The sequence below is a fragment of the Actinomadura coerulea genome, assembly GCF_014208105.1.
GTDB lineage: Bacteria > Actinomycetota > Actinomycetes > Streptosporangiales > Streptosporangiaceae > Spirillospora > Spirillospora coerulea.
In genome coordinates, this window is record NZ_JACHMQ010000001.1 from 4,771,480 (window position 1) to 4,796,465 (window position 24,986).

Here is a 24,986-nt window from a genome sequence, read left to right on the forward strand (position 1 = left end):
CGGCAAACATCGCCGCCGACACGTAGGGAATCTCCTACATTTGACAGGTAGGCAACCCCCTACCTATCTTCGGGCGCATGAACATCACACATGTGCGGCTGCTCACCGTGCCGGTCTCCGACCAGGACGCGGCCAAGGACTTCTACGCGGCCAAGCTCGGCTTCGAGGTCGTGGTGGACCGCTCCATGGGCCCGATGCGCTGGCTCCAGATGGCGCCCAAGGGCGCGGAGACGAACATCGTCCTCGCGGACCGCGTGCCCGGCGCGGCGCCCGGCAGCGTGCACGGGCTGATGCTGGAGACGACCGACCTCGACGCGGACTGCGAGCGCCTGCGCGGCGCCGGGGTGCGGGTCGAGGGCCCGCAGGACCTCCCCTGGGGACGGCAGGCCACGCTGACCGACCCCGACGGCAACGGCATCGTGCTGGCCGCGCGGTGACGGCGGACGTCTTCGCGGCCCTCGCCAGCCCCGTCCGGCGGGAGCTCACCGCCCTCCTGCTGGACGGGCCGCGCCCTGTCAACGACCTCGCGGCGCACTTCGCGATGAGCCGCCCGAGCGTCTCCGAGCACCTCAAGGTGCTGCGCGACGCCGGGCTGGTCAGCGAGCGGCGCGACGGCCGGCGGCGCCTCTACAGCCTGGAGCCCGCGCCCCTGCGGGAACTCTCGCAGTGGCTCACCCCGTACGAGCGGTTCTGGCGGGAGAAGCTCTCCAACCTGCGCGACCTGCTCGACGAGGAGGACCTGTGACCCCCGTCGTCGAGGCGTCCGGGCTGGTCAAGCGGTTCGGGGACGTGCGGGCCCTCGACGGGCTCGACCTCGTCGCCGAGCCGGGCCGGGTCGTCGCGCTGCTCGGCCCGAACGGCGCCGGCAAGACGACGTTCGTCCGCGCGGTTGCGACGCTCGTCCGGCCCGACGGCGGCACCCTGCGCGTGGACGGCGTCGACGCGGCCCGCGAACCGGGCCGGGTGCGGCGGCTCATCGGCCTGGCCGGCCAGTACGCGGCCGTCGAGGCGGCGATGACCGGGCGGGAGAACCTGGAGATGGTCGCGCGGCTGTTCGGCCAGAACCGCCGGACCGCCCGCGCGAGCGCCGCCGCGGTGCTGGAACGGCTGTCCCTGGCCGAGGTGGCCGACCGCCTCGTCCGCACCTACTCGGGCGGGACGCGCCGCCGCCTGGACCTCGGTGCGAGCCTGGTCGGCGCGCCCCGGCTCCTGCTGCTGGACGAGCCCACCACCGGCCTCGACCCGCGCGGCCGCATCGAGCTGTGGGACGCCATCGGCGACCTGGTCGCGGACGGCGCGAACGTCCTGCTCACCACCCAGTACCTGGACGAGGCCGACCGCCTCGCCGACCGCGTCGTGATCATCGACCGGGGCCGGGTGGCGGCCGAGGGCACGCCCCGGGAGCTGAAGTCGCGGATCGGCGGCGACCTGGTCGAGGTCCACGTCCGCGACCGCGCCGCGCTGGCGTCCGCCGCCCGCGCCCTGGAGCCGATCGCCCCCGTCCACGCCGACCCGCCGTCCCTCCTGGTGACCATGCCCGCCGGCAACGGGCCCGACGACCTGCTGAGAGCCGTCCGGGCCCTGGCCGACCACCACGTCCCCGTCGAGGACGTCACCCTGCGCCGCCCCACCCTCGACGAGGTCTTCCTGACCCTCACCACCACCCCGGACAGGACCCCCGCATGAACGCGACCGCCGCACTGTGCGAGGCCCCCTTCAGGGCTGCCCCCTACCGGGACGGCGGGGACGGCCGGCGCGGAGAACGGAGTCAGCCATGGCCGTGACATCGGGTGTTGGTGGAGTGGGGTTCGGGGCGGCGACCTGGGTGGTCGCGCAGCGGGGCATCCGGCGGATGCTGCGGACACCGCAGATCATCGTGATGGGTCTCGTGCAGAGCGTCGCGTTCCTGCTCATCTTCCGGTACGTGTTCGGCGGCGCGATCAGCACGGGCGGCGCCGGATACGTCGACTACATGATCCCGGGGCTGCTGACGGTGAGCGGGCTGTTCGCCGGGATGAGCGCGGCGGTCGCGGTCGCCGAGGACATCGCGTCCGGCCACCTGGACCGGCTGAGGTCGCTGCCGATGCCGCGCACGGCCGCGATCGCGGGCCAGGCGGCCGCCGACACGGTGCGCGTGGTGCTGATCCTCCTGGTGAGCGCCGCCCTGGCGTTCGCCGTGGGGTTCCGGGTGCACGCCGGCTGGGCGTCCGCGCTGGCCGGGTTCGGGTTGTGCGCGCTGTTCGGGTCCGCGTTCGTGTGGATGTTCGTGGCGCTGGGGCTGCTGACCGCGAACCCGCAGGCGGCGCAGGGCGTGGGGTTCCTGGCGCTGCCGCTGAGCTTCGTCTCCGGTGCCTACGTCCCGGTGGGGACGATGCCCGGATGGCTGCGGGGCTTCGCCGAGCACCAGCCGGTCACCGTCATGATGGACGCGGTGCGGGTGCTCACCCAGGGCGACGCGGCGGGCCTCGGGCACGACGCCGGGCACTACGTCTGGCGGGCCCTCGCGTGGACCGCCGGGATCGTCCTGGTGTCGGGCGCCGTCGCCGTCGCCCGTTTTCGCAAGGTGTGATGTGGAAGAGGGGGAACATGAACGGTGAGCGGGCCTCGATCGAGGTGGACGAGTTCCTGCCGCATCCGCCCGCGAAGGTGTGGAGGGCGCTCACCGAGCCCGATCTGCTGGCCCGGTGGCTGATGCCGAACGACTTCAAGGCCGTCGTCGGGCACCGCTTCACGTTCACCGCCAAGCCGATCCCGGCGATCGGCTTCGACGGGACGATCGCGTGCCGCGTCCTCGACATCGAGGACGCGGCCCTGCTGCGCATCAGCTGGCGCGGCGGCGGCCTCGACACGACGGTGACGTGGCGGCTCGTGCCCGAGGGGCGCGGGACGCGCCTGTTCGTCGAGCACGCGGGCTTCGACCTGGACGACCCCGTCGACGCGCACGCCTTCCGCGGCATGGGCAGCGGCTGGCGCTCCAACATCATCCGCTCCCTGCACGACCTCCTCACCGACCTGCCCTGACCCGCACCGCAGGCCGGTGAGACGCCCAGGGAGGTCAGGCGACGGGCTCCAGGGGCGGTTCGTCGGCGAACTGGGTGTTGTAGAGGTCGGCGTAGCGGCCGTCCGCGGCGAGGAGTTCCTCGTGGGTGCCGCGTTCGATGATGCGGCCGCTCTCCACGACGAGGATCAGGTCGGCGGCGCGGACGGTGGACAGGCGGTGCGCGATGACCACGGCGGTGCGGCCGTCGAGGGCCTCGGTCAGGGCCTCCTGGACGGCGGCCTCGGACGTGGAGTCGAGGTGCGCGGTGGCCTCGTCCAGGATCACGACGCGCTGGCGGGCGAGCAGGAGCCGCGCGATGGTGAGGCGCTGGCGCTCGCCGCCGGACAGGCGGTAGCCGCGCTCGCCGACGATGGTGTCGAGGCCGTCGGGCAGGCCCTCGATGAGGGCGTCGAGGCGGGCGCGGCGCAGCACGTCCCAGAGTTCGTCCTCGGACGCCTCGGGGCGGGCCAGCAGGAGGTTCTCGCGGATCGACTCGTGGAACAGGTGCCCGTCCTGCGTCACCATGCCGAGCGTGTCGCGGATGGCCTGGAACGACAGGTCGCGGACGTCGACGCCGCCGAGCCGGACGGCGCCGGAGTCGACGTCGTAGAGGCGCGGCAGCAGCTGCGCGATCGTCGACTTGCCCGCGCCGGACGAGCCGACCAGGGCGACCATCTGGCCGGGCTCGGCGCGGAACGAGACGTCGTGCAGGACGTCCACGCCGCCGCGGGTGTCGAGGGTGGCGACCTCTTCGAGGGAGGCGAGGGAGACCTTGTCGGCGGACGGGTAGGCGAAGGTGACGCCGTCGAACTCGACGGCCACCGGGCCCTCGGGCACCTCGCCGGGCTCGGGCTTCTCGGCGACGAGCGGCTTGAGGTCGAGCACCTCGAAGACCCGCTCGAAGCTGACGAGCGCGCTCATCACCTCGACCCGGGAGCTGGCCAGGGCGGTCAGCGGGGCGTAGAGGCGGGTGAGCAGCAGGGCGAGGGCGACGACGGCCCCGGCGTCGAGGTGGCCGCGCAGCGACAGGAACCCGCCGACGCCGTAGACGAGCGCGAGGGCGAGCGCCGAGACCATGGTGAGCGCCGTGATGAAGACGTGCTGCACCATCGCGGTGCGGACGCCGATGTCGCGGACGCGGCGGGCCCGGGCGGCGAACTCGGCCGACTCGCGGGCCGGGCGCCCGAACAGCTTCACCAGCGTCGCGCCGGGGGCGGAGAACCGCTCGGTCATCTGCGTGCTCATCGCGGCGTCGTGCGACGCCGCCTCGCGTTCGAGCTTCGCCAGGCGGGTGCCCATCCGGCGGGCCGGGAGGACGAAGACGGGCAGCAGGACCAGCGCGAGCAGGGTGATCTGCCACGAGATGCGCACCATCACCGCGAAGGTGAGCAGCACGGTCACAAGGTTGCTGACCACTCCGGAGAGGGTGTCGCTGAACGCCCGCTGGGCGCCGATCACGTCGTTGTTGAGGCGGCTGACCAGGGCGCCGGTGCGGGTCCGGGTGAAGAAGGCGACCGGCATGCGCTGGACGTGGTCGAACACCGAGGTGCGCAGGTCGAGGATCAGCCCCTCGCCGATGCGCGCGGAAAGCCACCGGTTCACCAGCCCGAGGGAGCCCTCGGCCAGCGCCAGAACCGCGATCACGATGGCCAGCCACACCACCGTGGACGTGGCGTCATGGTCGACGATCGCGTTGACGACCCATCCGGCGAGGACGGGCGTCGCGACGGCGATGACCGCCATCACCACGCTGAGCAGGAGAAAGGCGGTGAGAATGCCCCGGTGCGGGCGGGCGAAGCGGCCGATGCGCCCCAGCGTCGCCCTGGAGAACGGCCTGCTGTCCCGCGCGTTCATGGCGTGGTGCAGCGACATCCACGCCGTGACTTCCATGTCCATGGAGACCCCTGTGATCGTTAGCCTGGAACAGCAAGCATGCGACCTCAAGAAAGGTTGAGGTCAAGCCGTCGCAGGATCCCAGGGTCCCGCGGGGGTACGACATTTCCGCGAGGGAAGGGCGTCCTGTGGACATCGACGAACTCCGGTCCGACACCCCCGGCTGCGCGAAGGTGGCCCATCTCAACAACGCCGGGGCCGCGCTTCCGCCCCGTCCGGTCATCGACGCCGTCGCCGGGCACTTCGAACAGGAGTCGCTGATCGGCGGATACGAGGCCGCCGAGCGCAACGAGGCGGCCATCGCGCACTTCTACGACGCCGTCGCCCGGCTCCTCGGGGCCCGCCCCGACGAGATCGCCTTCGTGGAGAACGCCACCCGTGCGTGGGACATGGCGTTCTACGCGATCCCCTTCGCGGACGGCGACCGCATCCTGACGACGACGAGCGAGTACTCCAGCAACGCGATCGCCTACCAGCAGGTGGCGGCGGCCAAGGGCGCGCGTGTGGAGGTCGTCCCGGACGAGCCCGACGGAACCCTCTCGCTGGACGCGCTGGAGGCCGAGCTCGCCAAGGGCGACGTCCGGCTGGTGTCGCTGAACCACATCCCGACGCACAACGGGCTCATCAACCCCGCGGCCGAGGTCGGGCGGCTGTGCCGTGCGCACGGCGTCCTGTACCTCCTGGACGCGTGCCAGTCGGTGGGGCATCTCGCCTTGGACGTCGACGAGATCGGCTGCGACATCCTGTCGGCGACGGGGCGCAAGTTCCTGCGCGGCCCGCGCGGCACGGGCTTCCTGTACGTCCGGCGCGAGATCCTGCGGACGCTCGTCCCCCCGTTCCTCGACCTCCAGGCCGCGGACTGGAAGGCGCCGAACGGGTTCGAGATGCGCGAGGACGCCCAGCGGTTCGAGACGTGGGAACGGCACGTCGCCGGGCAGATCGGGCTGGGCGTCGCCGCCGACTACGCGGCCGACCTCGGGATGGAGCGGATCGAGGACCGCGTCCTGGGCCTCGCCGCCCGGCTCAGGGAGGAACTGTCCGCCCGGCCCGGGGCCACCGTCCTGGACAGGGGCGCGCGGCCCTCCGGCATCGTCACCTTCACCGTGGACGGACGCGACCCGGCCGCCGTCAAGGCGGCGGCCGGCGAGCGGGGCGTCAACGTCAACGTGACCAACCCGCTCTCGCACGGATACGACCCGCACGCCCGTCCAGCGGCCGTGCGGGCCTCCGTGCACTACTACAACACCGACGAGGAACTGGAGCGCCTCCTGTCCGTGCTGTGAGCGGGCAGGGTCAGGCGGGCAGGGTCAGGTGTTCGGGCGCGCCGCGCTGATGTCGGCGAGCGCCGACGCCGAGTCCTTCTCGATCGCCAGGTCGCCGATGGACACGATGCCCACCGGACGGCCGTCCTCGATGACGGGGAGCCGCCGGACGGACCGCTCGCGCATGATCTGCGCGGCCTTGTCGAGGGAGTCGTCGGGCCCCACCGTCGCGGTCACCTTGCTCGCGATCTTGCCGATCTTGGACTGCGCGGGGTCGCCGCCTGCGGCGAGCCCGCGCACCACCAGGTCGCGGTCGGTGACGACGCCCTTCAGGTCGTCGCCCTCCGCCACCAGGACCGCACCGATCTCCTCGTCGCGCATCGCGCGCGCCACGGTGACGATGTCGAGCTCCGGCGACACCGCCGTAGGCGAGCCGGTCATGATGTCGCGGACTTTCGTGGCCATCGCTCACTCACTCCTTGCTCGTGGGTCGTAGCCGGGAACGATGCGCCCCTACCCCTCAGACCGGGGGTCACTCATCGCGCCCGGAACGGTGCGAGCACCTTCCGGGCGGCGGCCCCGTCCACCACGAGCCGGTTCGGGTCCGAAGGGGCGGGACGGACGGGGATCGTGGTCGCGGCGACTCCGCCGCTCCCGCCGAACCCGCGCGCGAGCGTGCGCAGCGCCCCGGCGTCCAGCCTCGGAGTGCTCTCGATCGAACCGGCCGCGACGGTGAGGAAGCGCGCGAACCGCACCGGGTCCTTCGCCATGAGGTCCTTGGCCCGCCGCGCCATCGAGGCGAGGAACAGCTGCTGGCGTCTCACGCGGTCCAGGTCCGAGCCGTCCCCGAGGCCGTGCCGGGCCCGGACGTAGGCGAGCGCCTGCGCCCCTCCCAGCAGGTGCCGGCCCGCGGGGAGGTCCAGCCCGGACTTCGGATCGTCGACCGCCGCCGGCAGCATCACCTCGACGCCGCCGAGCGCGTCCACCACCCGGGTGAAGCCGCCGAAGTCGATCACGACGGTCTGGTCGATCCGGACGCCGGTCAGCGACTCCACCGCCCCGCGCGTGCAGGCGGCGCCGCCCAGCGGGAACGCCGTGTTGATCGCCGCCTGCCGCGATCGGCTCCGGGCGCAGGGGGGCATCGGCACGAGCACGTCCCGGGGGATGCTCACGAGCCGCGGCCGCTTCCGGTCGGCGGGGACGTGCACGAGCAGCAGGGTGTCGGAGCGCGACGCGCCGGCGTGGCGGGCGTCCAGCCCGATGACCAGCACGTTCAGCGGCCCCGCGGCGGTGGGCGCGGTCGAGCCGGTCGCCGCCGGCCGCGCGCCCGGTCCGTGCAGCAGGACCACCGGGACGAGGATCGCCGCGGCGGTCACCGCCGCGACCACGCCGAGCAGCGCCCACCGCAGCATGCCGCGGCGCCCGCGCCGCGCCTCGTCCAGCAGCCGGCCGCGCTGCCGGGCGAGGGACGGCGGCGGCTCGTGCTCCAGGTCGCGGCCGAGGCCGCGGATCAGGTCGAGATCGTCCACGGTCACGCCTCCTCGCGGGTCGGGTCGGTGTCGCCGAGCGCCGCGCGCACCTTGCGCCGCGCCCGGTTGAGGCGGGAGCGGACCGTGCCGACCGGGATGCCGAGCGCCCGCGCCGCCTCCTCGTAGGACAGGTCGCCCCAGGCCACCAGCAGCAGGACGTCCAGGTCGCGGCGCGCCAGGCCGGACAGCGCCGCCGCCAGCGCCGGACGGGTCGCCGACGCGGTCACCCCCGCGGCGACGCGGTCGTCGGGCCCCTCCACCGGGCCGTCCACGGGGCTGCGCCGCAGCGCCCGGTAGCGTGCGGCCTCCGCCCTGTGGTGCCGCGCGACCAGCTTCGTCGCGATGCCGAACAGCCACGGCCGCGCGTCCCGCTGCTCCAGGTCGTAGCGGTGCCGCCTGCTGAACGCGGCCAGGAACGTCTCCCCGACGACGTCCTCCGCCGCCTCCGGCCCGAGGCGGCGGGAGACGTACCGGTAGAGCATGGCCGAATAGCGGTCGAACAGCGCAGCGAACGCCTCGGGATCGGCGAGCGAGCTCTCGATGAGAGCGGCGTCGCTTTCCCGAGCCGTCGGGGGAACGGTCATCGCGGCCACCATGGCATGCGCACCGGGCCTTCCCGTGCGGGGACGTTGTCAGCGATGTATCTCCGCAACCCGCGCCGCAGGTTCACGGCGACACGGCGCGCGCCTATACGGATCCCGGCGAACCTTCCCGATAAAATGCGCATCCTCTATATGCACGGGGTTGTCGGCAGGACCGCTCCGCCGCCTGTCAGGGACGAGCAGAGGGGGTCTGCACGTGGGCGACGACGCCGAGCTCGACGCGGAACCGGCGCGCAACAGAACCGCCGAGTTCCGCGTGCCGGTGAAGGTCAACCTCACCCGTCCGGACATCGCCGTCCGCCGTCCCGCCGAGCCGCGGGACGAGCCCGGCGACGACGCCGCTGACGAGGCCGCTGACGAGGCCGAGGCCGCTGACGACACCGAGGCGGAGACCCCGGACGAGGCCGCGGACGACACCACCGGCGGAACCGGCGACGAGGCGGCCGAGAAGCCGGCGGGCAGCACCTGGTACGTCCAGTTCACGCCGCCTCCCCCGCAGGAGGAGCCCGTACGGGAGGCGCCTTCCAGCGCCGCCTCTCCGCCCCCCGAGACCGAGCCCTGGCGTCCCACGTCTCCGTCCGCCGAGGACGAGGAGCCCGCCCCGGAGGACGACACCGCCTCCCCGGCGGAAGAGCCCCGGGCCGAGGAACGCCCCGAGGAACGCCCCGAGGACGACCCGGCCCAGAGCAGCGCGCCCCAGCGGGGCCACGCGTCCGCCGCCGCGCCGCCGGAGCCGCAGGAGCGCCCCGACGACGCCCGCGAGGCGCGCGGCACCTCGGCTCCGCGCCACACCTCGTCCCCCAAGCCCGACGACGCCCCGCCCCCGGCCGCAACGCCCCGAAGCAGCGGCCGACACGCGATCCGTCCCGCGACCGAACACCCCCAGGCCGCGGCGCCTGAGCCGGAGGCACGGCAGGAACCGCCGAGCGCGGCTCCACCGACCAGGGGGCGACGACACGCGCCCCCCTCGGACGCGGAACCTCCTCAGCGCCCAGCTCCGCACGCCGCCTCCGCGCCACCGCAACACCAGGAACACCCGGGTGACGTCCACCAGCCGCGCGGCAGGCGCGCGCGCCCCGCACCACCCGGTGCCGAACGTCCGCAAGGCGTGGCTCCGCGCACCGCGCCCGCACCGCACCATCAGGAGCGCCCCGGCGACGTCCGCGAAACGCGCGGCAACCGGGCGCTGCCCGCGCCGCCCCGGCAGTCCGCGCCGCCCGAGGCCGAACGTCCGCAGGGCGCGGCCGCACCGGCCATGCGGCCGGAGGCGCCCGGAGACGTCCGGGGCGCCGCGCCCTCGCCCGCCGGGCCCACCCGGGTGGAGTGGTTGCCGGATCTGTCGGCTCAGGACGGGCCATGGGAGGCATCGCTTCCGGCTCCGGCGGCCCCGGCTGCTCCGGCTGCTCCGACGGCCCGGACGTCCGGTCAGTGGAGCGTGCCCTGGGACGGGGCGGCACCACCCGCCCAGCCGGCCCAACCGGTCCAGCCCGCGCAGCCAGCCCAACCGCCGTATCCGGCTGGGCCCGCCGAGGTGGAGAAGCGGAAGGGCAAGCGGCGCTGGCTCATCGTCGTCGCGGCCATGCTGGTCCTCGTGGCCGGGGTCGTGGCCGGGCAGCTGCTGCGGCCGCCGCCCGACCCGACCGTGCGTCTGACGATCGCGTCGAGCCACACCTTCCCCGGGCAGGCCCCGGCGCTGCCATGGCCCGGCGTGGGCCAGGCGGTGCTCTACGTGGACGGGGTCGGGACGATGGGCTCGTCGGGCGGGGCGGTGCCGACGCCCACGGCGAGCGTCGCCAAGGTGATGACGGCCTACGTCTACCTGAACGCACATCCGCTGAAGTCGGGCGAGGCCGGGCCGGTGCTGACGGTGTCACCGCAGGCGGCGGCGCAGATCCCGGCGCGCAAGCGGCGCGGCGAGTCGCTGCTCGAAGTGACGGCGAACCAGCGGCTGACGCAGCGCAAGGCGCTGGAGGCCCTGCTCATCATCTCGGCGAACGACGTGGCGCACGAGCTGGCCCGCTGGGACTCCGGCGGCGACCAGGCGTTCGTGGCGAAGATGAACGCCGCGGCGCAGCGCCTGGGCATGACCGGCACGCGCTACACCGACCCGAGCGGCTACCACTCCGGCACCGTCAGCACGGCCGCCGACCAGGTGAAGCTGCTGCGGGCGGCGATGAGGATCCCGGCGTTCACCGAGATCGTGAACAACCGGATGTACGTGCCGGACGGCGGCGGCTCCCCCCGGCAGGGCGGCAACTTCATCCTGGGACGCAACGGCGTGGTCGGCGGCAAGACGGGGTACACGGACGCGGCGGGCGGGAACTACGTGTTCGCCGCGCGCCGGGACGTCGGCGGCACGCAGACCCTGATCGTGGGCGCGGTGATGGGGCAGCGCTCCCCCAGCGCGGCGGACGCCGTCAACTCGGCGGAGGGCATCCTCGTCGCGGCCGAGCAGGCCATGGTCGCGGCGCCGCTGGCGCGCCCCGGGCAGAGGATCGCCTGGCTCGACGACGGGCTCGGCGGCCGGAAGGCGCTGACCGCCGCGTCGCCGGTGAACGTCGTCGGCTGGCCCGGCCTCACCGTGCCCGTCCGCTTCGACGGCGACCCGCCCGCCGGGGCCGAGCGCGGCACCAGGGCCGGTGTCGTGGACGCGGGCGCCGCCCGGGTCCCGGTGGAGGTCGGCACGGGACGCCCCCCGTCCCTCGTCAAGCGCCTCACCCGCCTCCGCTGACCCCGCGTTGACTTGCGGCGTGTCGCCCTTATCAGCGCTGTCATAAGGGCGACACGCCGCAAGTCGACGCCTGGTGGCGGGTTAGGTGTAGAGGGCCGACAGGAAGCGGATCAGCAGGGCCTCTCGGGTGGTGGGGGGCAGGGCGTCCAGGATGGCGTTGACCATGGCCATCTCGGGCTCCGCGCCGCCCGCGAGGTCGACGCCGACCGACGCGAGCAGCCCCGCGAAACCGGCGTCGTCGAGGCTGTCGAGGTCCAGGCCGGCGAGCGCGTCGACCAGGCCGGACGGGACGTCCGGCGGCCCGGCGGCGCGGGCGGCCTTCACCGCGTCGGCGAGCGCCGCGAGGAGCGCGTCGACGTCGCTGACCCCGGTCAGCGTGAAGTGCAGGTTCGGCGGGATGCCCTGGTAGGACAGCTGCGGCTGGAAGAACCAGCCGCGTGCGCGGGCCTCGTCGGCGACGACGAACACGTCCAGCGCCGGGTCGGTCGAGGCGACGGCGACGAGCGGGGCGGCGGGCTCGCCGAGCACCCGCAGGCCCGGGATCCCGGCGACGCCCGCCGCCAGCCGCTCGGCCGCCGCCATCGCGGACTCGGCGAGGTCTCGGTAGCCCCCGGCGCCGACCGCCATGAGGGTCGCCCACGCCGCGCCCAGCGGCCCGGCGCTCTTGCTGCTCTGCACGCCCGCGTTGATGACGGTGTAGCCGGGCCATTCCGCGGACGCGAAGTAGGCGCGGCGGCGGAGCGACTCGTCCGCGAACAGCACGACCGATGCCCCCTTGGGCGAGTAGCCGTACTTGTGCAGGTCGCAGGAGAGGGACGTGACGCCCGGCACGGAGAGGTCGAACGGCGGGACGTCCCGTCCGGCGTCGCGCAGCCAGGGCAGCACCCAGCCGCCGACGCAGGCGTCCACGTGGCACGGCACCCCGGCGGACGCGGCGATGGACGCGATCTCGGGGACCGGGTCCATGACGCCCTGCGGGTAGGACGGCGCCGAGGCGACGACCAGAACCGTGCGGGGCGTGAGCGCGGCGGCGGTCGCGGCCGGGTCGGCGCGGAACGCGTCGTCGACGGGAACGTGGACGACCTCAAGGCCGAGGTAGTGCGCGGCCTTGTGGAACGCGGGGTGCGCGGTCGCCGGGAGCACGAGCTGCGGCGTGCCCTCGACCTGCCGGGCGTCCCGCGCCGCCTTCACCGCCAGCATGATCGACTCGGTGCCGCCGCTGGTGAAGATGCCGGTGCCGCCGCCCAGCTTGTCCGCGACCCAGCCGACGATCTGCCGTTCGAGCGCGACGATGCTCGGGAACGCCGTCGGGTCCAGGCAGTTGACCTCCAGCATCTCCTGGTAGGCGGTGGCTGCGAGGTCGTGCACGGCCTCCCGCCCGGTGTCGTAGACGTAGGCGGTGACCTGGCCGCCGCGCACGGGCAGGTCGGCGCCGCGCAGCCCGGCCAGTTCGTCGAGCAGCTCGGCGCCGGGGCGGCCGGCTTCGGGAAGGCGTTCAGACGGCATGTTCCGGTGTTCCCTCGATCGGGCGGTGGACGGCGGCCTGCCGGCGGTAGGCCAGCAGGAGGGGGACGCTGAGGAGCAGCAGCGCGGCCGGGACGAGCGTGAACCCGGCGGTCAGCCCTTTGAGGGCCGACTCGGGCTGGACGACCGGGGTGTCCAGGTCGGAGGACTGGAACGACGAGGCGGCCAGGATCAGCGCGAAGACGCCGGGGCCGAGGGCCAGCGCGCCCGTCTCCGCCGCCGTCCAGAGCCCGGTGAAGGCGCCGGACTGCGCGTGCCCCGTCCGCCCCGCGTCGGCGTGGACGGTCTCGGGCATCAGCGACAGCGGAAGCAGCTGCACGGCCGCGTAGCAGACGCCGACCAGGGCGCTGAGGGCCAGGACCCCGGCGGTGGAGGTGATGAGCGGGTAGGCGGCGGCGCCGGTCGCGGCGAACACCACCTGCGCCGCCGCGTAGCAGCCGACCTCCCCGTACCGGCGCGCCAGCCACCGCCACAGCGGGACCGCGAACGCGCTCGGCGCCACCATGCAGACGAACATCGCCGAGGTGAGCCCGTAGTCGTCCAGCCGGTACGCCGCGACGTACGGCGCGCCCGCCAGCATGATCGCGACGGCGAGGGTGTTCCCGACGTGCGCGCCGAGCAGCAGAAAGAACGGCCGGTTGCCGCGCGCGGTGCGCAGCGCGGCGACGAGCCCGAGCGGGTGCGGCCCCGGGCGGGACGGGATCCAGCGGGTGGCCAGCGTGCTCGCCACCATCGCCGCGCCCATCACGAGCCCGATCACGCCGCCCATCAGGGCGTATCCCGCGCGCCCGCCCCCGGCGGCGCCGGTCAGGACGGGCGCGAGCCCGCCCGCGACCAGGATGCCGACCGTCAGGCAGACGACCCGCCACGCCATCGCCCGGCCGCGCTCGGACGGCTCACCGGAGATCTCCGCGGGCAGCGCCACGTACGGCACCTGGAAACACGCGAACGCGCTGGCGGCCAGCAGGAACATGACCCCGGCCCAGCCGGCCGCGAACCCCGGGGAGTCGACCGGCACGGCGAACATCGCGGCGAACAGGAGCGGCAGGGTCAGCGCGCCCAGCAGCAGGAAGCGGGTGCGGCGGCCCGTCCGGACGGCCTCGCGGTCGCTGGCGGCGCCGACGATCGGGTTGAGCAGCACGTCCCATGCCTTGGGGAGCACGAGGACGGCCCCGGCGATCGCGGCGGACACGCCGAGGACGTCGGTGAGGTAGTACAGGAGCAGGAGCCCGGGGACCGAGGAGAACACGCCGGTGCCGATCGAGCCGACGCCGTAGCCGAGGAGCCGCCGCCGGGGCAGCGCACCGGTCATCCGGGGCTGCCGGCGGGCGGGCTGATCGCCGCGGCGACCGTCCGGCGCAGGTGGGCGCGGAACCGGGCGACCGCCTCCGGGTCGTCCAGTTTCCTGCGTTTCCCTTGCTGGTCGAGGAGGCCGCCGGAGCCGAACCCGTGCGTGCACCAGACGACCGTCCACACGAGGAAGTCGAGGTCGACCGCGTCGCTGACGACCCCGCGGACGGCCTGGCTCACGATCTCCATCAGCGGCCGGACGTAGTCGTCGTCCAGGTGCGCGACGTCGGCGGCGTCCGACAGCCAGCGGTGCATCCACAACGCGGGGATCTCGGGTCGCGCCATGCAGAGTTCGACGTACCGGTCGACGAGGGTGAGAACGCCCTCCACGTCCGGGGTCATCTCGGCGAGGGCCTCCTCCAGGACCTGCCGCTCGGCCCGGTGGGCGCGGTCCATGACGATGAGGTACAGGTCGCGCTTGCCGCCGACGTGGTAGGCCACGGTCGCGACGTTGAGCCCGGCCGCCTCGGCGATCATCCGGGTGGACGTCCCGTCGTAGCCGAGGGCCGCGAACAGCCGGGTGGCGGCCTCGATGATCCGGTCGCGTCCGGAATCGGTGCTGCTCATCCGCCCAAGCTAGGCGCTCCCCCCGAGCCCGGTCAATCGTTTGATTGAGCCGTCTCGGCCGGGGGCGCGGAGAGCCGGACGGTCAGCACCATCTCCAGCTCCAGCCGCAGCTCCGGCTCGTACATCCGCTCGCCGAAGAGCTCCTCCAGCTGGTGCAGCCGGTACCGGACGGTCTGCGGGTGGACGTGCAGCCGGTTCGCGACCTCGGTGGCGTTGAACCCGTTCTGCAGGCAGGACAGCAGCGTGCGCATGAGCCGCTCGCGGTGCCGGGGCCGGACCTCCTTCAGCGGCGCGAGCCGCAGTTCGGCGACGGCGCGGACCAGCTCCTCGTCCTTGAAGACGACGAGCGCCGGCATGTGCTCGGCGCAGCGGATCAGCCGGTCGGACGGCAGGACGCCGCGGCGCGCGAGCGGCAGCGCCTCCCGGGCCCAGCGCAGCGACCTGGCCGCGTCCTCGGTGCGGACGGTCGGGCCGAGCGCCGCGACCCAGTCGCGCAGCGCGGACTCCAGCATCCGGCCGCGCCCCGGGCCCTCCGGGTCGGGCACGAGGAGGCAGGGCTCGCGGCGGTCGACGTCCGCGAGCACGTCGGGCGGCAGGGACGGGTGCGAGAAGGGCCGCCGCCCCCGCTCGTACAGGACGACGGCGGCGACGGTGCGCGGGACGCGCCACTGCGCGAGGCGGGCCAGGTCGGCGACGGCCTGCGGGGCGGCGGGCGGTTCGGCGAGCAGCAGGTCGAGCAGCCTGCGGCGGCGGTGCTCCAGCTCGCCGGCCTCCTGCTCGCGGGCCTTGGTGTAGCCCTCGGTGGCGGCGCGGGCGATCTCGTCCAGGAACGCGAAGATCGCCTCGGCGATGCCGGCGAGGGTGCGGCGGGAGATGTCGTACCGCTCGGACTCGGCGGCGAGCCGCCGCCAGGCGACGCGGGCGCCGAGCCGCAGCGAGGTCTGCAGGATGTCCAGGTTGCGGCCCTCGCGGGCCTCCGCCCAGCCGATCTCCCGGTAGACGGCGGCGACCGGCTCCCAGGAGCTCTCCGGGTCCATGATGAGGTCGACGAACTGGCGCAGCGCCCCCTCGACGGCCAGCCGGACGAGCCGCGCGTACTCCTCGTCCTGCGGGCGGGAGTACTCGGGGATCCCGGCGAGGATCTCCTCGATCATCTCCTCGGCGAGGGCGTCCAGGTGGGGCCGGAACACGGTGGACAGCTCGCGGGGGACACCGGCCCAGGGCTTCAGCGGAGAGCGCTGCTCAAGGCTCGTGGTCACCGTTCGCACCTCCCGCTCCGGAAGCTACAGACGACCCGCCGGGCAGGCTGCAAGGCGCGCTACGCATTGCGCCGCGTCACTTGTAAGCGAACTGACAAACCCTCCGCGCCCCGCCGGGGCGCCATGCGAGACGGGCCTCACGCACGGCGGCGGCTCGGGGCGGCGAACACGGCCGCGGCGCCGAGGGCGAGGGAGATCAGCCCGGTCGCGTACCGCTGCCGCCGCCGGAACGCGGGACGTTCCCGCAGCCACGCGCCGATCGAGCCGGCGGCGACCGCGTACACGAGGTCGCCGGCCAGCCCCAGCAGCGCGGTCACGCCGGATTGGTCCGCCCTACAGGTCCAATCTCCGCCGAGAAACGTGTGGACCAGGTCAGGTCGGGGTGGGGGCGGCGAACGCGCCAGCCAGCACCAGCCTCCCGGCGGTGCGGACCATCGCGGCGACCTCCTCGGCGGGCTGGCGCAGCGACGCCAGGCTGATCAGCGCGGCGAGCAGGATGTGCCCGAGGACGATCTCCACGTCGTCCCGCTCGGGCACCGGGTCGCCGATCGCCGTCGAGAGCCGGTCGCGCAGGAACAGGAACAGCACGGTGCGGTCGTCGTCGACGCTGGAGTCGTCCGAGGTCACGGCCTGGATGATCGCCGAAGTCAGGGTTCGCTCCGCCGCCGCCACGTACACGATGCGCTCCAGCAGCGCGGTGAGCCGCTCCTGCGGGGTGTCGCCGACGGCGAGCGCGTCGATGTCGTCGGTGACGCGGTGCGCCCAGGTCGCCGCCACCTCGGTGAGCAGGTGGTCCTTGGTGGCGAAGTACCGGTAGACGGTCGCGCGGGCGACTCCGGCGCGGTCGGCGACGTCGTGCATGGTGACGGCCGGGTAGCCGCCCTCCAGCGCGAGCTCGCGGGCCGAGTCGATCAGGCGCTCGCGCCGCGCCTGCTGGTCCTTGCTCAGCGTCCGCGTGACGGTGAACCGCGCCTCGCCGCTCAAATCGCCCTGCCCTTCCGCATGGCCCGCCTCGCCGTGACCTTTCCCCATTCTTCCGTACATCGCCCCCTTACGCGTCAATCCCTGGGCGTATGCCCCTTTACCGCCAGTGCATCCCGGTTCACGATAGACCTACCGCTTGCTTGGGTGAGACGCTAGTCTCGACTCACGTCTCCCACTCCTGCACCCGAGGAGCGAGCCATGGCCATCGACCTTCTCGACGGCGAGATGTACGCCACCGACCCCTGGTCCGTCTACGCGAGGCTCCGCGCCGAGGCCCCCGTCTACCACGACGAGGAGAACGGCCTGTGGGGCGTCGCCCGGCACGCCGACGTGTTCGCGGCCGAGCGGAACCCCAAGGTGTGGACGAACTCGGGCGGGTACCGCCCGCAACTGCCGGCCGACCCCTCGATGATCGGGCAGGACGACCCCGAGCACGCGCACCGGCGCCGCATGGTCTACCAGCGCTTCACCCCGCGCGGCGTCTCCCGCTACGCCGACCGCATCCGGTCGACCGCCGTCGACTGCATCACCACGGCCCTGGAAGCAGGCACCGTGGACGCCGTCCCGGCGCTGGCCGCTCCCCTGCCCGCCCGCGTCATCGGCTGGCTGCTCGGCTTCCCCGAGGACATGTGGCCGCGCCTCGCCCACTGGTCGGCGACGGCCGTGTACGCGGGCGGCGGCCTGCGCTACATCACCGACGACGCGACGATCGCCGCCGGGGAGTACGCCCTCGCCGTCCTGGAGATGGCGAAGGACCGCCGCGCCTGCCCGACCGACGACCTGCTGTCGGTCTGGTCGAACGCGGGCCCCGGCCAGCCCGCCTACGACGACGAGCACCTCGCGCACGAGGCCCTGCTCCTCCTGGTCGGCGGCGCGGAGACGACCCGCACGGTCGTGGCGACCGCCCTCGACGCCCTCATCCGGCACCCGGCGCAATGGCGGAGACTGCGCGACGACCCGTCCCTCATCCCGGACGCCGTCGAGGAGTTCGTCCGCTGGACGACCCCGATCCTCAACATGTGCCGGGTCGCCGCGACCGACACCGAGATAGCGGGCGTGAAAATTCCGGCGGGCGGCCAGATCCTCCTCATGTACGGCTCCGCCAACCGCGACGAGGCGGTGTTCGAGGACCCGGACGTCTTCGACGTGACCCGCCGTCCGGGCGACCACATAGCCTTCGGCCTGGGCCCCCACTTCTGCCTGGGCGCCTCACTGGCCCGCCTGGAACTCCAGATCTTCTTCGAGGAGTTCGTAGCCCGCGTGGACACAGCGGAATGGGCCGACGAAGAGGGCCCCCGAATCCTCCGCAACGCCTTCGTCAGAGGCGTGACCGAATTCCCGGTGACCCTGACGCCCAGATGACCGAGTACGCGCCGGCCGGGCCTCGCCGAGGAAAGGGCTATCGACCAGTTCGCTGAAGCGCTTTGCCGAGGACGGCGCGGATGTGGTCCGGATCGGCCTCGTCGTCGTCGTCGAGGAGGATGGCCGCGCACAGGCCGTCGGACACGGCGACGAAGGCTTCGACCGCGTCCGGGTCGTCCGTCTGTGTTCGGGCGAGTTCCGCGACGTTGTCGCGCCAGCGTCGCGCCACCGGCCGCAGGGCGGGCCGGCGGGCCGCCAGGGTCGACAGCTCCCGTTCGGCGAGGGCGCGCTCCCGGCCCGGCCCGGCGGACTCGGCGATGAGCCGGGCGAGCCCGTCGAGCGGGTCGTCGCCGGACTCGACGAGGCGGCGGATGCGCCCGGTGTACTCGTCCGCGACGCTGGTCAGGGCCGCGACCAGGAGGTCGTCCAAGGTCGCGAAGTAGTAGAGGGTGAGGCTGGTGGTGATCCCCGCCTCCTTCGCGACGCTGCGGTGGGTGACCCCGGCTGCACCGTCGCGGAGGACGACCGCCAGGGTCGCCTCGATGATCTGGGCCCGGCGGCGTTGACCGCGCGCCTTCCGCCCGTCGACGGTGCCGTGCTCAGCCGCCATCCTCTTGCTCACCCGCCGTCGCCGCTCATGCTCGTCAAGGCTATCGGCTCCGCCTCACGATCAGCGTGGCCGAGGGGCCGCAGGTGGCGCAGCGCCGTGAAGCAGACCAGCGAGGCGGCCGCCACGGCGATGCCCGCCACCGCGGCGGCGGTGCTGAGTCCGCTGGTGAACGCGGTTCGTGCGGCATCGAAGGCCGCGGGCGGCAACCGGTCCGCGACGGACGCGGCTCCCGAGAGGCTGTCGCCGTACGTGTCGGCCACGGACGGCGTCAGCCCAGAGGGCGCCTCGACTCCGTTCCGGTAGAGCACCGTGGTGAGGCTTCCCAGGAGCGCGACCCCCACCGCGACGCCGAGTTCCTGGACGGTCTCGGAGAGCGCGGCCGCCGATCCGGACTTCTCCGCCGGTGCCGCGCCCACGACGATGTCGGTACCGAGCGCGGCGATGACCCCGAGCCCGAGGTACACGAACGCGAATCCGGCGATCACGCTCGGCCTGCCGCCCGGCCCCGCGAGGGCGAGCAGCACGTACCCGAGCAGGGACAGGGCCAGGGCCGCCGACATGACGGCGCCGGGTGACATCCGGCCGGCCAGGAGCGGGGCACCGATGGCGCCGACGAGCATCGCCAGTGCGGGCGGCCCCATCCACAGCCCCGCCGCCGTCGGGGAGAGGCCCTCCACGAACTGCAGGTACTGGGTGACCAGGAACATCACCCCACCGAAACCGACCAGACCGATCAGCAGGACGGCCAGTGCCGCGCGGAAGGCCCGGCCGGTGAAGAGCTTCATGTCCAGCAGCGGCTCGCTCAGCCGCAACTGGCGGCGGACGAACGCGACCGCGGCTCCGCCGCCGACGAGGGCGGCGGCCGAGGCCTGGGCGTCGAGGCCGTGCACCGCCCCATGCTTGAGCGCGTAGGTGATCGGCAGCATCGCCGTGAGGGACAACCCGACGCTCAGCAGATCGGGCCGGCCGCCGGAGGTCCGGTACTCCGGCAGCAGCGCCGGCGCGCCGGCCAGGACCAGCACCGCGACCGGCACGGCGATGAGGAAGGCCGCGCCCCACCAGAAGCCGGCGACCAGCGCACCGCCGGTGACCGGCCCCACCGCCATGCCCAGGGCGAACATCGTCGCCCACACGCCGATCGCCAACGCCCGCTGCCGGACGTCGGTGAACATGTTGCTGATCAGCGACAGCGTGGACGGCATGAGCGTCGCGCCGGCCACTCCGAGCAGCGCCCGCGCCACGATCAGCCACAGGGCGCTCGGGGCGAACGCCGCGAAGACCGAGGCCGCGCCGAACGCCGCCACCCCGATCATCAGCAGCCGGCGCCGCCCGACCCGGTCCCCCCACGTCCCCATCGTGATCAGGAAGCCCGCGATGAAGAAACCGTAGGCGTCCATGATCCACAGCGTCTCCGTCGCGGTCGGCTCCAGATCGGCGGACAGGCTCGGAACGGCGAGGTAGAGCGCCGTCACATCGAGTCCCAGAAGCATGGTCGGCAGCGCGAGCAGCGCGAGCCCCGTCCACTCGCGCCACCCCGCGCGCACCTGCCGCTCCATGCCCACCACGCCCCGCCGTCAATAGTTGAACGAACGTACTACTTGTACCATAGTTCAACTTTTGACGGCGAGACCCTGGGGGTGCGGAGGAACCGCTTCGTCAGGTCGCCGCCTCAACGGGTTGCCGGAGGACGGTCCTGAACTTGGCGGGCTCGGTCCGGCGGTGGTCGCCGAGGTAGATCTCGTGGTGGTGCCCGGACATGCGCAGGTCGTTGGCGGCGAGGTACTCGTGATGGAGCCTGGCGAGCGCGGGTCCTTCGTCGTCGTAGGGCCCGACGTGCAGGAGCTGGGCGCAGGTGCCCTCCTTCAGGGCCTCGCGGCGGACCTCGGCGATCGCGGGAAGGCCCTTCTTCGCCAGCGCGGCCCGCTTGGCCTCGTCGATGACGTCCTCGGTGATCCAGTCGGGCTGGCTGATGAGCATGCGCCACTGCCAGGCGTCCTTCACGCGGGTGATGAACGCCTCCGGGTCGTCGGCCCACCACAGCCCTTCGAGCGGCCCGACGACGAAGTCCCGGCCGAGGGCCTTGCTCGCGAACTTGATCGTGTAGGCGACGGCGTAGAGCGCCTCGACGGCACGGGCGTAGTCGGCGCTGGTGTTGGGGTCGCCGGAACCGTCGACGGCGATGAACTGCTGCGCGGGCACCTCGACCAGCGCCCAGTCGGTGTTCTTCGGCGCGTAGCACTGCTTGAGTTCGCGCTTGATGTCATAGCGATCCATGGCCGTCCGCCTTCTTCGTCAGAGATTGGTCGTCGACTTCGGCCGCCCGGTAGTCGGCCAGCCATTGCTGTTCGGCCGCGAGCTGCCCCAGCGCGTAATCGAAAGTGGCGCGGACGAAACCGGGCACGTCAGGTTGCGCGTCGCGGGCCGCTCTGATGGCGGCCGCCTTCTCCGCCAGGGCGGCGGCCCGCCGGTCGAGCGCGTCCCGTAGCCGTTCGGGAGGAATGACCGGCTGGTTGGCCAGACCGACCAGCAGCGGCGGGAACACCGGCCGCAGTTCGGCCACCGCGGCCTCGGCCGCCCGCGCACACGCCCCGTACCCCTCGGACGTCGGCCCGTACACCCGGCGAGCCTTCCCCCGGCCTGCCCGCGGCGCGTCGACCTCGGCGATCAGCCCCCGGTCCCGGAGCCGCGTCAGCAGGTAGTAGATCGAGCTGAAACCGATCTCCGTCCACTCCCGCATGCCCCGGGCGTCGATGACCTCGTCCAGCTCATAGCCATGCCTCGGCTTCTCCACGAGCAGGCCGAGCAACGTCAACTCGGCAGGCGTAAGTTCGTCGGCCACACGAATACTCTAGCGCTAGAACAACCCGCCAAGCGCAACCCCGCGCCGCGGCCAGGACCAGACACCCCCTGACGGGTCCGCGTGAGCGCTGGAGACCACTCGCGCGTCCGGCAGCCAGGATCGGGGGGCGGACGTCGGCGTTGCGCCAGCGCGGGTGATTCCTTCAACTGCCGGGCCGGAAGGGGCCGGCTCTCCTGGGCGGAAGGGCCGTCGGCTTCCTGAGGACGTCGCGCAGGCGGGCAGCCCCTGATCGCTCTGCTCGGGAGCCGGTGTCAGATGAAGGCGGGACGTGCCAAGGGGCCATTACACGGCCGCCAGCCTCGCCCCTGGGAAGAAGCCTTCAGCAGATCGGCGGCGGTCGCCGGGCCGAGACGCTTACGGACGGACGAATAAGCCGTCCGGCCGGGGCCTCTCCGCTGACATGTGCGCAGCACTCGCCACAATCGCCCGCTGATATCGACCCCTATGCGCTCGAAGGTCGTGGGCGCTCGGGGAGGCGGCGTGTGACGCGTTTGATGCCGACCAGGGTCCGGTATCGCGGCCTGGCCCTGAACTCTTGCCAGCTCCACACGGCGGGGTGCCCGACCTCGGCGCACAGGTGCAGGATCTGGTCGGCGCCGGCGACGACTCCCACGTGGGCACCCCACGCGTCCTGGGTGGGGTTGAACAGGACCAGGTCGTAGGGACGGGCCGCCGCTACCGGCTCGGTGAAGTCCGCATCAGCCCATAGCTCACTCGACCGCAGGTCGGGCGGGTCGAAGCCGAAGAGCGTGAGCACCTCGTAGGCGAACAGTTGGCAGTTGGCCCCGTCGGCAAGCCCAGGTGTGTCGGCCACCAGCGGCGATCCCGGAAAGCGCGCACCGACATACGGAGTGGCCCACAGACCATCCGGCAATTTCTCCAGCACGGTTTCTCCGGTGACAGCCGTTATGCGGTGCGGTGGAGGTGGAGGGCGGTCGTGTTCGCCTCGCGGGCTTCTAGGAGTTCGTCCCAATGCTCTTCCGCCCAGGCGCAGGCGGTTGCTATCGGTTCGAGCATGCTGCGGCCCAGCGGGGTCAGTTCGTACTCCACGTGCGGGGTGGCCTCGGCGTAGACGGTGCGCTTGACCAGGCCGTCGCGTTCGAGGGACCGCAGCGACTGGGTGAGGACTTTGGGGGTGACGCGGCTGAGCGGCACGCGCAACTCGGAGTACCGGCGTGGCCCATTCTCAAGGCAGCGGATGATGAGCCCGGCCCACTTGTCACCGAATCGGATCGGGTTGAGCGAGGACGGGCACAGCTCGTCGAACATGTCGGCGGGCAGGGGTTCCCTCATGGCCTCACGATAGCCGGTATCCCGGCGGTAACCAGGGCCCCCGATAGCGTCCGCGCAGTGGTCGGGCACAGGGGCTCCGACCCTGGTGAGAGGGGTCTGTTATGAACATCGTGGTCTTCGGTGCGGGTGGACGGGCCGGGCGGCAGGCCGTGGCCGAGGCACGCCGGCGCGGCCACCAGGTCACCGCCGTGGTGCGCGACCCAGCGGGTCACGGCGACCTGACCGACGTGCGGGTCGTGGCGGGCGACGTCACGGACGCGGAGAGCGTCGAGCGGGCGGCCGCCGGGCAGGACGCCGCCGTCAGCGCGGCCGCGGACCTGAGGGTGGCCCCGCACGACTTCTTCACCGGGTCGGCTCGTGCCCTCGGCACCGGCCTGGGGAAGGCGGGCGTGCGCCGCCTGGTGGTGGTCGGCCTCGCATCGATCATGCCGGGGGCGTCCGGCGCTCCCCTGATGGACGAGCCCGGCTACCCCAACGAGTACCGCTCGTTCTACCTCGGCCACGCGGCGGGCCTGGAGGAGCTCCGAAACAGCGACCTCGACTGGGCGTACGTGGCTCCCGCGGGTGACTTCGACCATCAGGGCGCGCGCACCGGCCGGTACCGGGTCGCCGAGCACGGCGACCCGTCCAGCCGGATCACGTACGCGGACTTCGCGATCGCGCTTCTCGACGAGATCGAGGCGCCCCGCCACCATGGGGCCGCGGTCAGCGTCCGGGAGGCGTGATGCCCGAGGTCCGCGACAGCCCGAACGCCCGGGTCGCCGAGCACATCCGCCGTTTCGAGGAGACCGGCGGGACCCCGCCCAGGGCTGGTGTCGTTACTTGCCGCCTTGCTGGTCGGCTACGGCCGGATGGTCGGATTTCGACGGGAGGGAGAACTCCAGAGACCCGAGCCTCAGGGCCAGCACTTCCATCACACCGATGACCAGAACGAACGCGACGGCCGCGAGGCCGAGCTTCCTGCGGTTCAACCCGCGCACCCCTTTAAAACCCCCATTGAGCAGGGCCTAAACCTACCACAAGGTGATCAAAATCCTGGTATCGGAAATGCCCGTCCTCGTGCGGTCCACCCGAACCATGGGCGGAGTGGTGCGTTAGGGGGGCCGCGTGCCGTTTCGGCGGGGTTTTCGCGGGGCACGGCCGAAACCGGCCCTTCAGGGTTCGGCCGTAACGCGTTAGCGTCTGCCTCGTAGAGGAGGTTCCCATGCCTCAACGGCGAGGCACGCTGCCCGTCTCCGACGCGGGGGTCCTCGACTGCCCGGACGCCTACGTCCGCGGGGTCCCCTACGACAGGCTCGAACGGCTCCGGACGCGGACGCCGGTGGTGTGGCTGGACGGGCGCACGGCGGGACGGCCGGGCGCCTGGGCCGTGCTGCGCCACCGCGACGTCCGGCACGCCCTCGCGCATCCGGAGCTGTTCTCCCCGCAGGTCGACGGCGTCGTGCACGGGCCCCTGAGCGGGGACGAGCCGCCGGGCGAGGACGAGCTGATCGACATGGACCCGCCGGTGGAGGCGATGCTGGCGCGGATCCCGTCGCGGGAGAAGGTGGACTTCGTCCGCGAGGTCGCCCGGGACCTTCCCGAGACGCTGCGCAACACCCTCGCCGGCGGCCTGCACGCCCTGCTGCGCCACCCCGCCGAGTACGTCCGGCTCCGCGAGGGGCGGCGGGACGAGCGGCTCCTCGACAGCGCGGTCGAGGAGATGCTGCGCTGGTGGACGCCGGTGCTGCACGTCCGGCGCACCGTGCGGCGCGACACGGTCATCGGCGACGTGCCGCTGCTCGCGGGCGAGGAGGCCATGCTGTGGCTGGTGTCCGCGAACCACGACGACGCGGTGTTCCCCGACCCGGGGCGCTTCGTCCCCGACCGGTTCCTGCGGGACGGCCCGCCCCATCTGTGCTTCGGGTTCGGGCACCGCGCCTGCCTGGGGGCGCGGCTCGCGCGGGTGCACCTGCGCGCCCTCCTCGCCGCGCTGCTCGAACGGCCCGGCCTTCCGCGGCCGGCGGGCGAGCCGGTGATGCTGCGGTCCAGCGCCCGGCACGGCTTCGCGCACCTGCCCGTCCGCTGGATCGGCTGAACCTTTCCGCCCCTCGGTCGTAGTAGACGCGTGGGACTCACGA

27 protein-coding genes are annotated in these 24,986 nt (G+C 73.2%); 10 read left to right on the forward strand and 17 right to left on the reverse strand.

The features are described 5' to 3' along the window. Positions 1-77: 77 nt before the first annotated feature. From BKA00_RS21890 to BKA00_RS21910, 5 genes are all read left to right on the forward strand, one after another. Complete coding sequence (locus BKA00_RS21890) at positions 78-437, forward strand: VOC family protein (RefSeq protein ID WP_185027789.1); 360 nt, start codon at positions 78-80, stop codon at positions 435-437. Further along, a complete protein-coding gene (locus BKA00_RS21895) occupies positions 434-745 on the forward strand; it encodes an ArsR/SmtB family transcription factor (RefSeq protein ID WP_185027791.1) in 312 nt (103 codons plus the stop codon). Before BKA00_RS21890 ends, BKA00_RS21895 begins: the two co-directional genes overlap by 4 nt. Beyond that, positions 742-1,686, forward strand: a complete 945-nt coding sequence (locus BKA00_RS21900; RefSeq protein WP_185027793.1) for an ATP-binding cassette domain-containing protein — start codon at positions 742-744, stop codon at positions 1,684-1,686. The genes BKA00_RS21895 and BKA00_RS21900 overlap by 4 nt, the downstream gene beginning before the upstream one ends. An 88-nt stretch (positions 1,687-1,774) precedes the next feature. Further along, a complete protein-coding gene (locus tag BKA00_RS21905; protein ID WP_185027795.1) occupies positions 1,775-2,569 on the forward strand; it encodes an ABC transporter permease in 795 nt (264 codons plus the stop codon). A gap of 17 nt (positions 2,570-2,586) precedes the next feature. Further along, the gene (locus BKA00_RS21910; protein ID WP_185027797.1) at positions 2,587-3,021 is read left to right on the forward strand and encodes an SRPBCC family protein; all 435 of its coding nucleotides are present in this window, start codon (positions 2,587-2,589) and stop codon (positions 3,019-3,021) included. Positions 3,022-3,055: 34 nt separating this feature from the next. Here the strand turns inward: BKA00_RS21910 and BKA00_RS21915 are convergent, their stop codons facing one another. Next, positions 3,056-4,936 (reverse strand): ABC transporter ATP-binding protein, encoded by a 1,881-nt coding sequence (locus tag BKA00_RS21915; protein WP_185027799.1) that lies wholly within the window; start codon positions 4,934-4,936, stop codon positions 3,056-3,058. Between the two features lie 125 nt (positions 4,937-5,061). On the opposite strand from BKA00_RS21915, the gene BKA00_RS21920 reads away from it, so the two are divergent. After that, on the forward strand, positions 5,062-6,216 hold the full coding sequence (locus tag BKA00_RS21920) for an aminotransferase class V-fold PLP-dependent enzyme (RefSeq protein WP_185027801.1): 1,155 nt from the start codon (positions 5,062-5,064) through the stop codon (positions 6,214-6,216). A gap of 24 nt (positions 6,217-6,240) precedes the next feature. Here the strand turns inward: BKA00_RS21920 and BKA00_RS21925 are convergent, their stop codons facing one another. The 3 genes from BKA00_RS21925 to BKA00_RS21935 form a co-directional block, all read right to left on the reverse strand. After that, a complete protein-coding gene (locus BKA00_RS21925) occupies positions 6,241-6,660 on the reverse strand; it encodes a CBS domain-containing protein (protein WP_185027803.1) in 420 nt (139 codons plus the stop codon). A 71-nt stretch (positions 6,661-6,731) separates the two neighbouring features. Then, entirely contained in the window at positions 6,732-7,730 is a 999-nt protein-coding gene (locus tag BKA00_RS21930; protein WP_185027805.1) for an LCP family glycopolymer transferase, read from the reverse strand. After that, positions 7,727-8,308 (reverse strand): RNA polymerase sigma factor, encoded by a 582-nt coding sequence (locus BKA00_RS21935; protein ID WP_230298654.1) that lies wholly within the window; start codon positions 8,306-8,308, stop codon positions 7,727-7,729. Before BKA00_RS21935 ends, BKA00_RS21930 begins: the two co-directional genes overlap by 4 nt. 214 nt (positions 8,309-8,522) lie before the next feature. Here BKA00_RS21935 and BKA00_RS40540 point away from each other — a divergent pair, with 214 nt between their 5' ends. After that, the gene (locus BKA00_RS40540; RefSeq protein ID WP_230298655.1) at positions 8,523-11,057 is read left to right on the forward strand and encodes a hypothetical protein; all 2,535 of its coding nucleotides are present in this window, start codon (positions 8,523-8,525) and stop codon (positions 11,055-11,057) included. Positions 11,058-11,138: 81 nt separating this feature from the next. Here BKA00_RS40540 and BKA00_RS21945 read toward each other — a convergent pair whose 3' ends face one another. The 6 genes from BKA00_RS21945 to BKA00_RS21970 all read right to left on the reverse strand — a co-directional run bounded on the left by BKA00_RS21945 (position 11,139) and on the right by BKA00_RS21970 (position 16,741). Further along, positions 11,139-12,563 carry a pyridoxal phosphate-dependent decarboxylase family protein gene (locus tag BKA00_RS21945; protein WP_185027809.1) on the reverse strand — a complete coding sequence of 475 codons (1,425 nt, stop codon included), beginning with the start codon at positions 12,561-12,563 and terminating at the stop codon, positions 11,139-11,141. Continuing rightward, positions 12,553-13,893: an MFS transporter gene (locus BKA00_RS21950; protein WP_185027811.1), complete on the reverse strand. Its 1,341-nt coding sequence runs from the start codon at positions 13,891-13,893 to the stop codon at positions 12,553-12,555. The genes BKA00_RS21945 and BKA00_RS21950 overlap by 11 nt, the downstream gene beginning before the upstream one ends. Beyond that, positions 13,890-14,498 (reverse strand): TetR/AcrR family transcriptional regulator, encoded by a 609-nt coding sequence (locus tag BKA00_RS21955; RefSeq protein ID WP_185027813.1) that lies wholly within the window; start codon positions 14,496-14,498, stop codon positions 13,890-13,892. The genes BKA00_RS21950 and BKA00_RS21955 overlap by 4 nt, the downstream gene beginning before the upstream one ends. A 32-nt stretch (positions 14,499-14,530) precedes the next feature. Further along, on the reverse strand, positions 14,531-15,757 hold the full coding sequence (locus BKA00_RS21960; protein WP_230298656.1) for a PucR family transcriptional regulator: 1,227 nt from the start codon (positions 15,755-15,757) through the stop codon (positions 14,531-14,533). 137 nt (positions 15,758-15,894) lie between these two features. Next, positions 15,895-16,074: a hypothetical protein gene (locus tag BKA00_RS21965; protein ID WP_185027817.1), complete on the reverse strand. Its 180-nt coding sequence runs from the start codon at positions 16,072-16,074 to the stop codon at positions 15,895-15,897. 55 nt (positions 16,075-16,129) lie between these two features. Continuing rightward, a complete protein-coding gene (locus tag BKA00_RS21970) occupies positions 16,130-16,741 on the reverse strand; it encodes a TetR/AcrR family transcriptional regulator (protein WP_185027819.1) in 612 nt (203 codons plus the stop codon). 198 nt (positions 16,742-16,939) lie between these two features. Here BKA00_RS21970 and BKA00_RS21975 point away from each other — a divergent pair, with 198 nt between their 5' ends. Then, positions 16,940-18,103 (forward strand): cytochrome P450, encoded by a 1,164-nt coding sequence (locus tag BKA00_RS21975; protein ID WP_185027821.1) that lies wholly within the window; start codon positions 16,940-16,942, stop codon positions 18,101-18,103. A 37-nt stretch (positions 18,104-18,140) separates the two neighbouring features. Here BKA00_RS21975 and BKA00_RS21980 read toward each other — a convergent pair whose 3' ends face one another. The 6 genes from BKA00_RS21980 to BKA00_RS22005 form a co-directional block, all read right to left on the reverse strand. Beyond that, positions 18,141-18,713: a TetR/AcrR family transcriptional regulator gene (locus BKA00_RS21980; RefSeq protein WP_185027823.1), complete on the reverse strand. Its 573-nt coding sequence runs from the start codon at positions 18,711-18,713 to the stop codon at positions 18,141-18,143. A gap of 8 nt (positions 18,714-18,721) precedes the next feature. Continuing rightward, positions 18,722-20,269: an MFS transporter gene (locus tag BKA00_RS21985; RefSeq protein ID WP_185027825.1), complete on the reverse strand. Its 1,548-nt coding sequence runs from the start codon at positions 20,267-20,269 to the stop codon at positions 18,722-18,724. Between the two features lie 100 nt (positions 20,270-20,369). Next, complete coding sequence (locus BKA00_RS21990) at positions 20,370-20,987, reverse strand: GyrI-like domain-containing protein (RefSeq protein WP_185027827.1); 618 nt, start codon at positions 20,985-20,987, stop codon at positions 20,370-20,372. Further along, complete coding sequence (locus BKA00_RS21995) at positions 20,974-21,552, reverse strand: PadR family transcriptional regulator (RefSeq protein ID WP_185027829.1); 579 nt, start codon at positions 21,550-21,552, stop codon at positions 20,974-20,976. Before BKA00_RS21995 ends, BKA00_RS21990 begins: the two co-directional genes overlap by 14 nt. A 463-nt stretch (positions 21,553-22,015) precedes the next feature. Then, positions 22,016-22,387 (reverse strand): NlpC/P60 family protein, encoded by a 372-nt coding sequence (locus tag BKA00_RS22000; RefSeq protein WP_221493255.1) that lies wholly within the window; start codon positions 22,385-22,387, stop codon positions 22,016-22,018. Positions 22,388-22,479: 92 nt separating this feature from the next. Next, positions 22,480-22,866: a winged helix-turn-helix transcriptional regulator gene (locus BKA00_RS22005; protein WP_185027831.1), complete on the reverse strand. Its 387-nt coding sequence runs from the start codon at positions 22,864-22,866 to the stop codon at positions 22,480-22,482. 101 nt (positions 22,867-22,967) lie between these two features. Between BKA00_RS22005 and BKA00_RS22010 the strand changes: the two genes are divergently transcribed. Further along, complete coding sequence (locus BKA00_RS22010; RefSeq protein WP_185027833.1) at positions 22,968-23,591, forward strand: NAD(P)-dependent oxidoreductase; 624 nt, start codon at positions 22,968-22,970, stop codon at positions 23,589-23,591. Between the two features lie 93 nt (positions 23,592-23,684). Here the strand turns inward: BKA00_RS22010 and BKA00_RS22015 are convergent, their stop codons facing one another. Further along, positions 23,685-23,837, reverse strand: a complete 153-nt coding sequence (locus BKA00_RS22015; RefSeq protein ID WP_185027835.1) for a hypothetical protein — start codon at positions 23,835-23,837, stop codon at positions 23,685-23,687. A gap of 233 nt (positions 23,838-24,070) precedes the next feature. Here BKA00_RS22015 and BKA00_RS22020 point away from each other — a divergent pair, with 233 nt between their 5' ends. Further along, the gene (locus tag BKA00_RS22020) at positions 24,071-24,943 is read left to right on the forward strand and encodes a cytochrome P450 (RefSeq protein WP_185027836.1); all 873 of its coding nucleotides are present in this window, start codon (positions 24,071-24,073) and stop codon (positions 24,941-24,943) included. Positions 24,944-24,986: the final 43 nt, after the last annotated feature.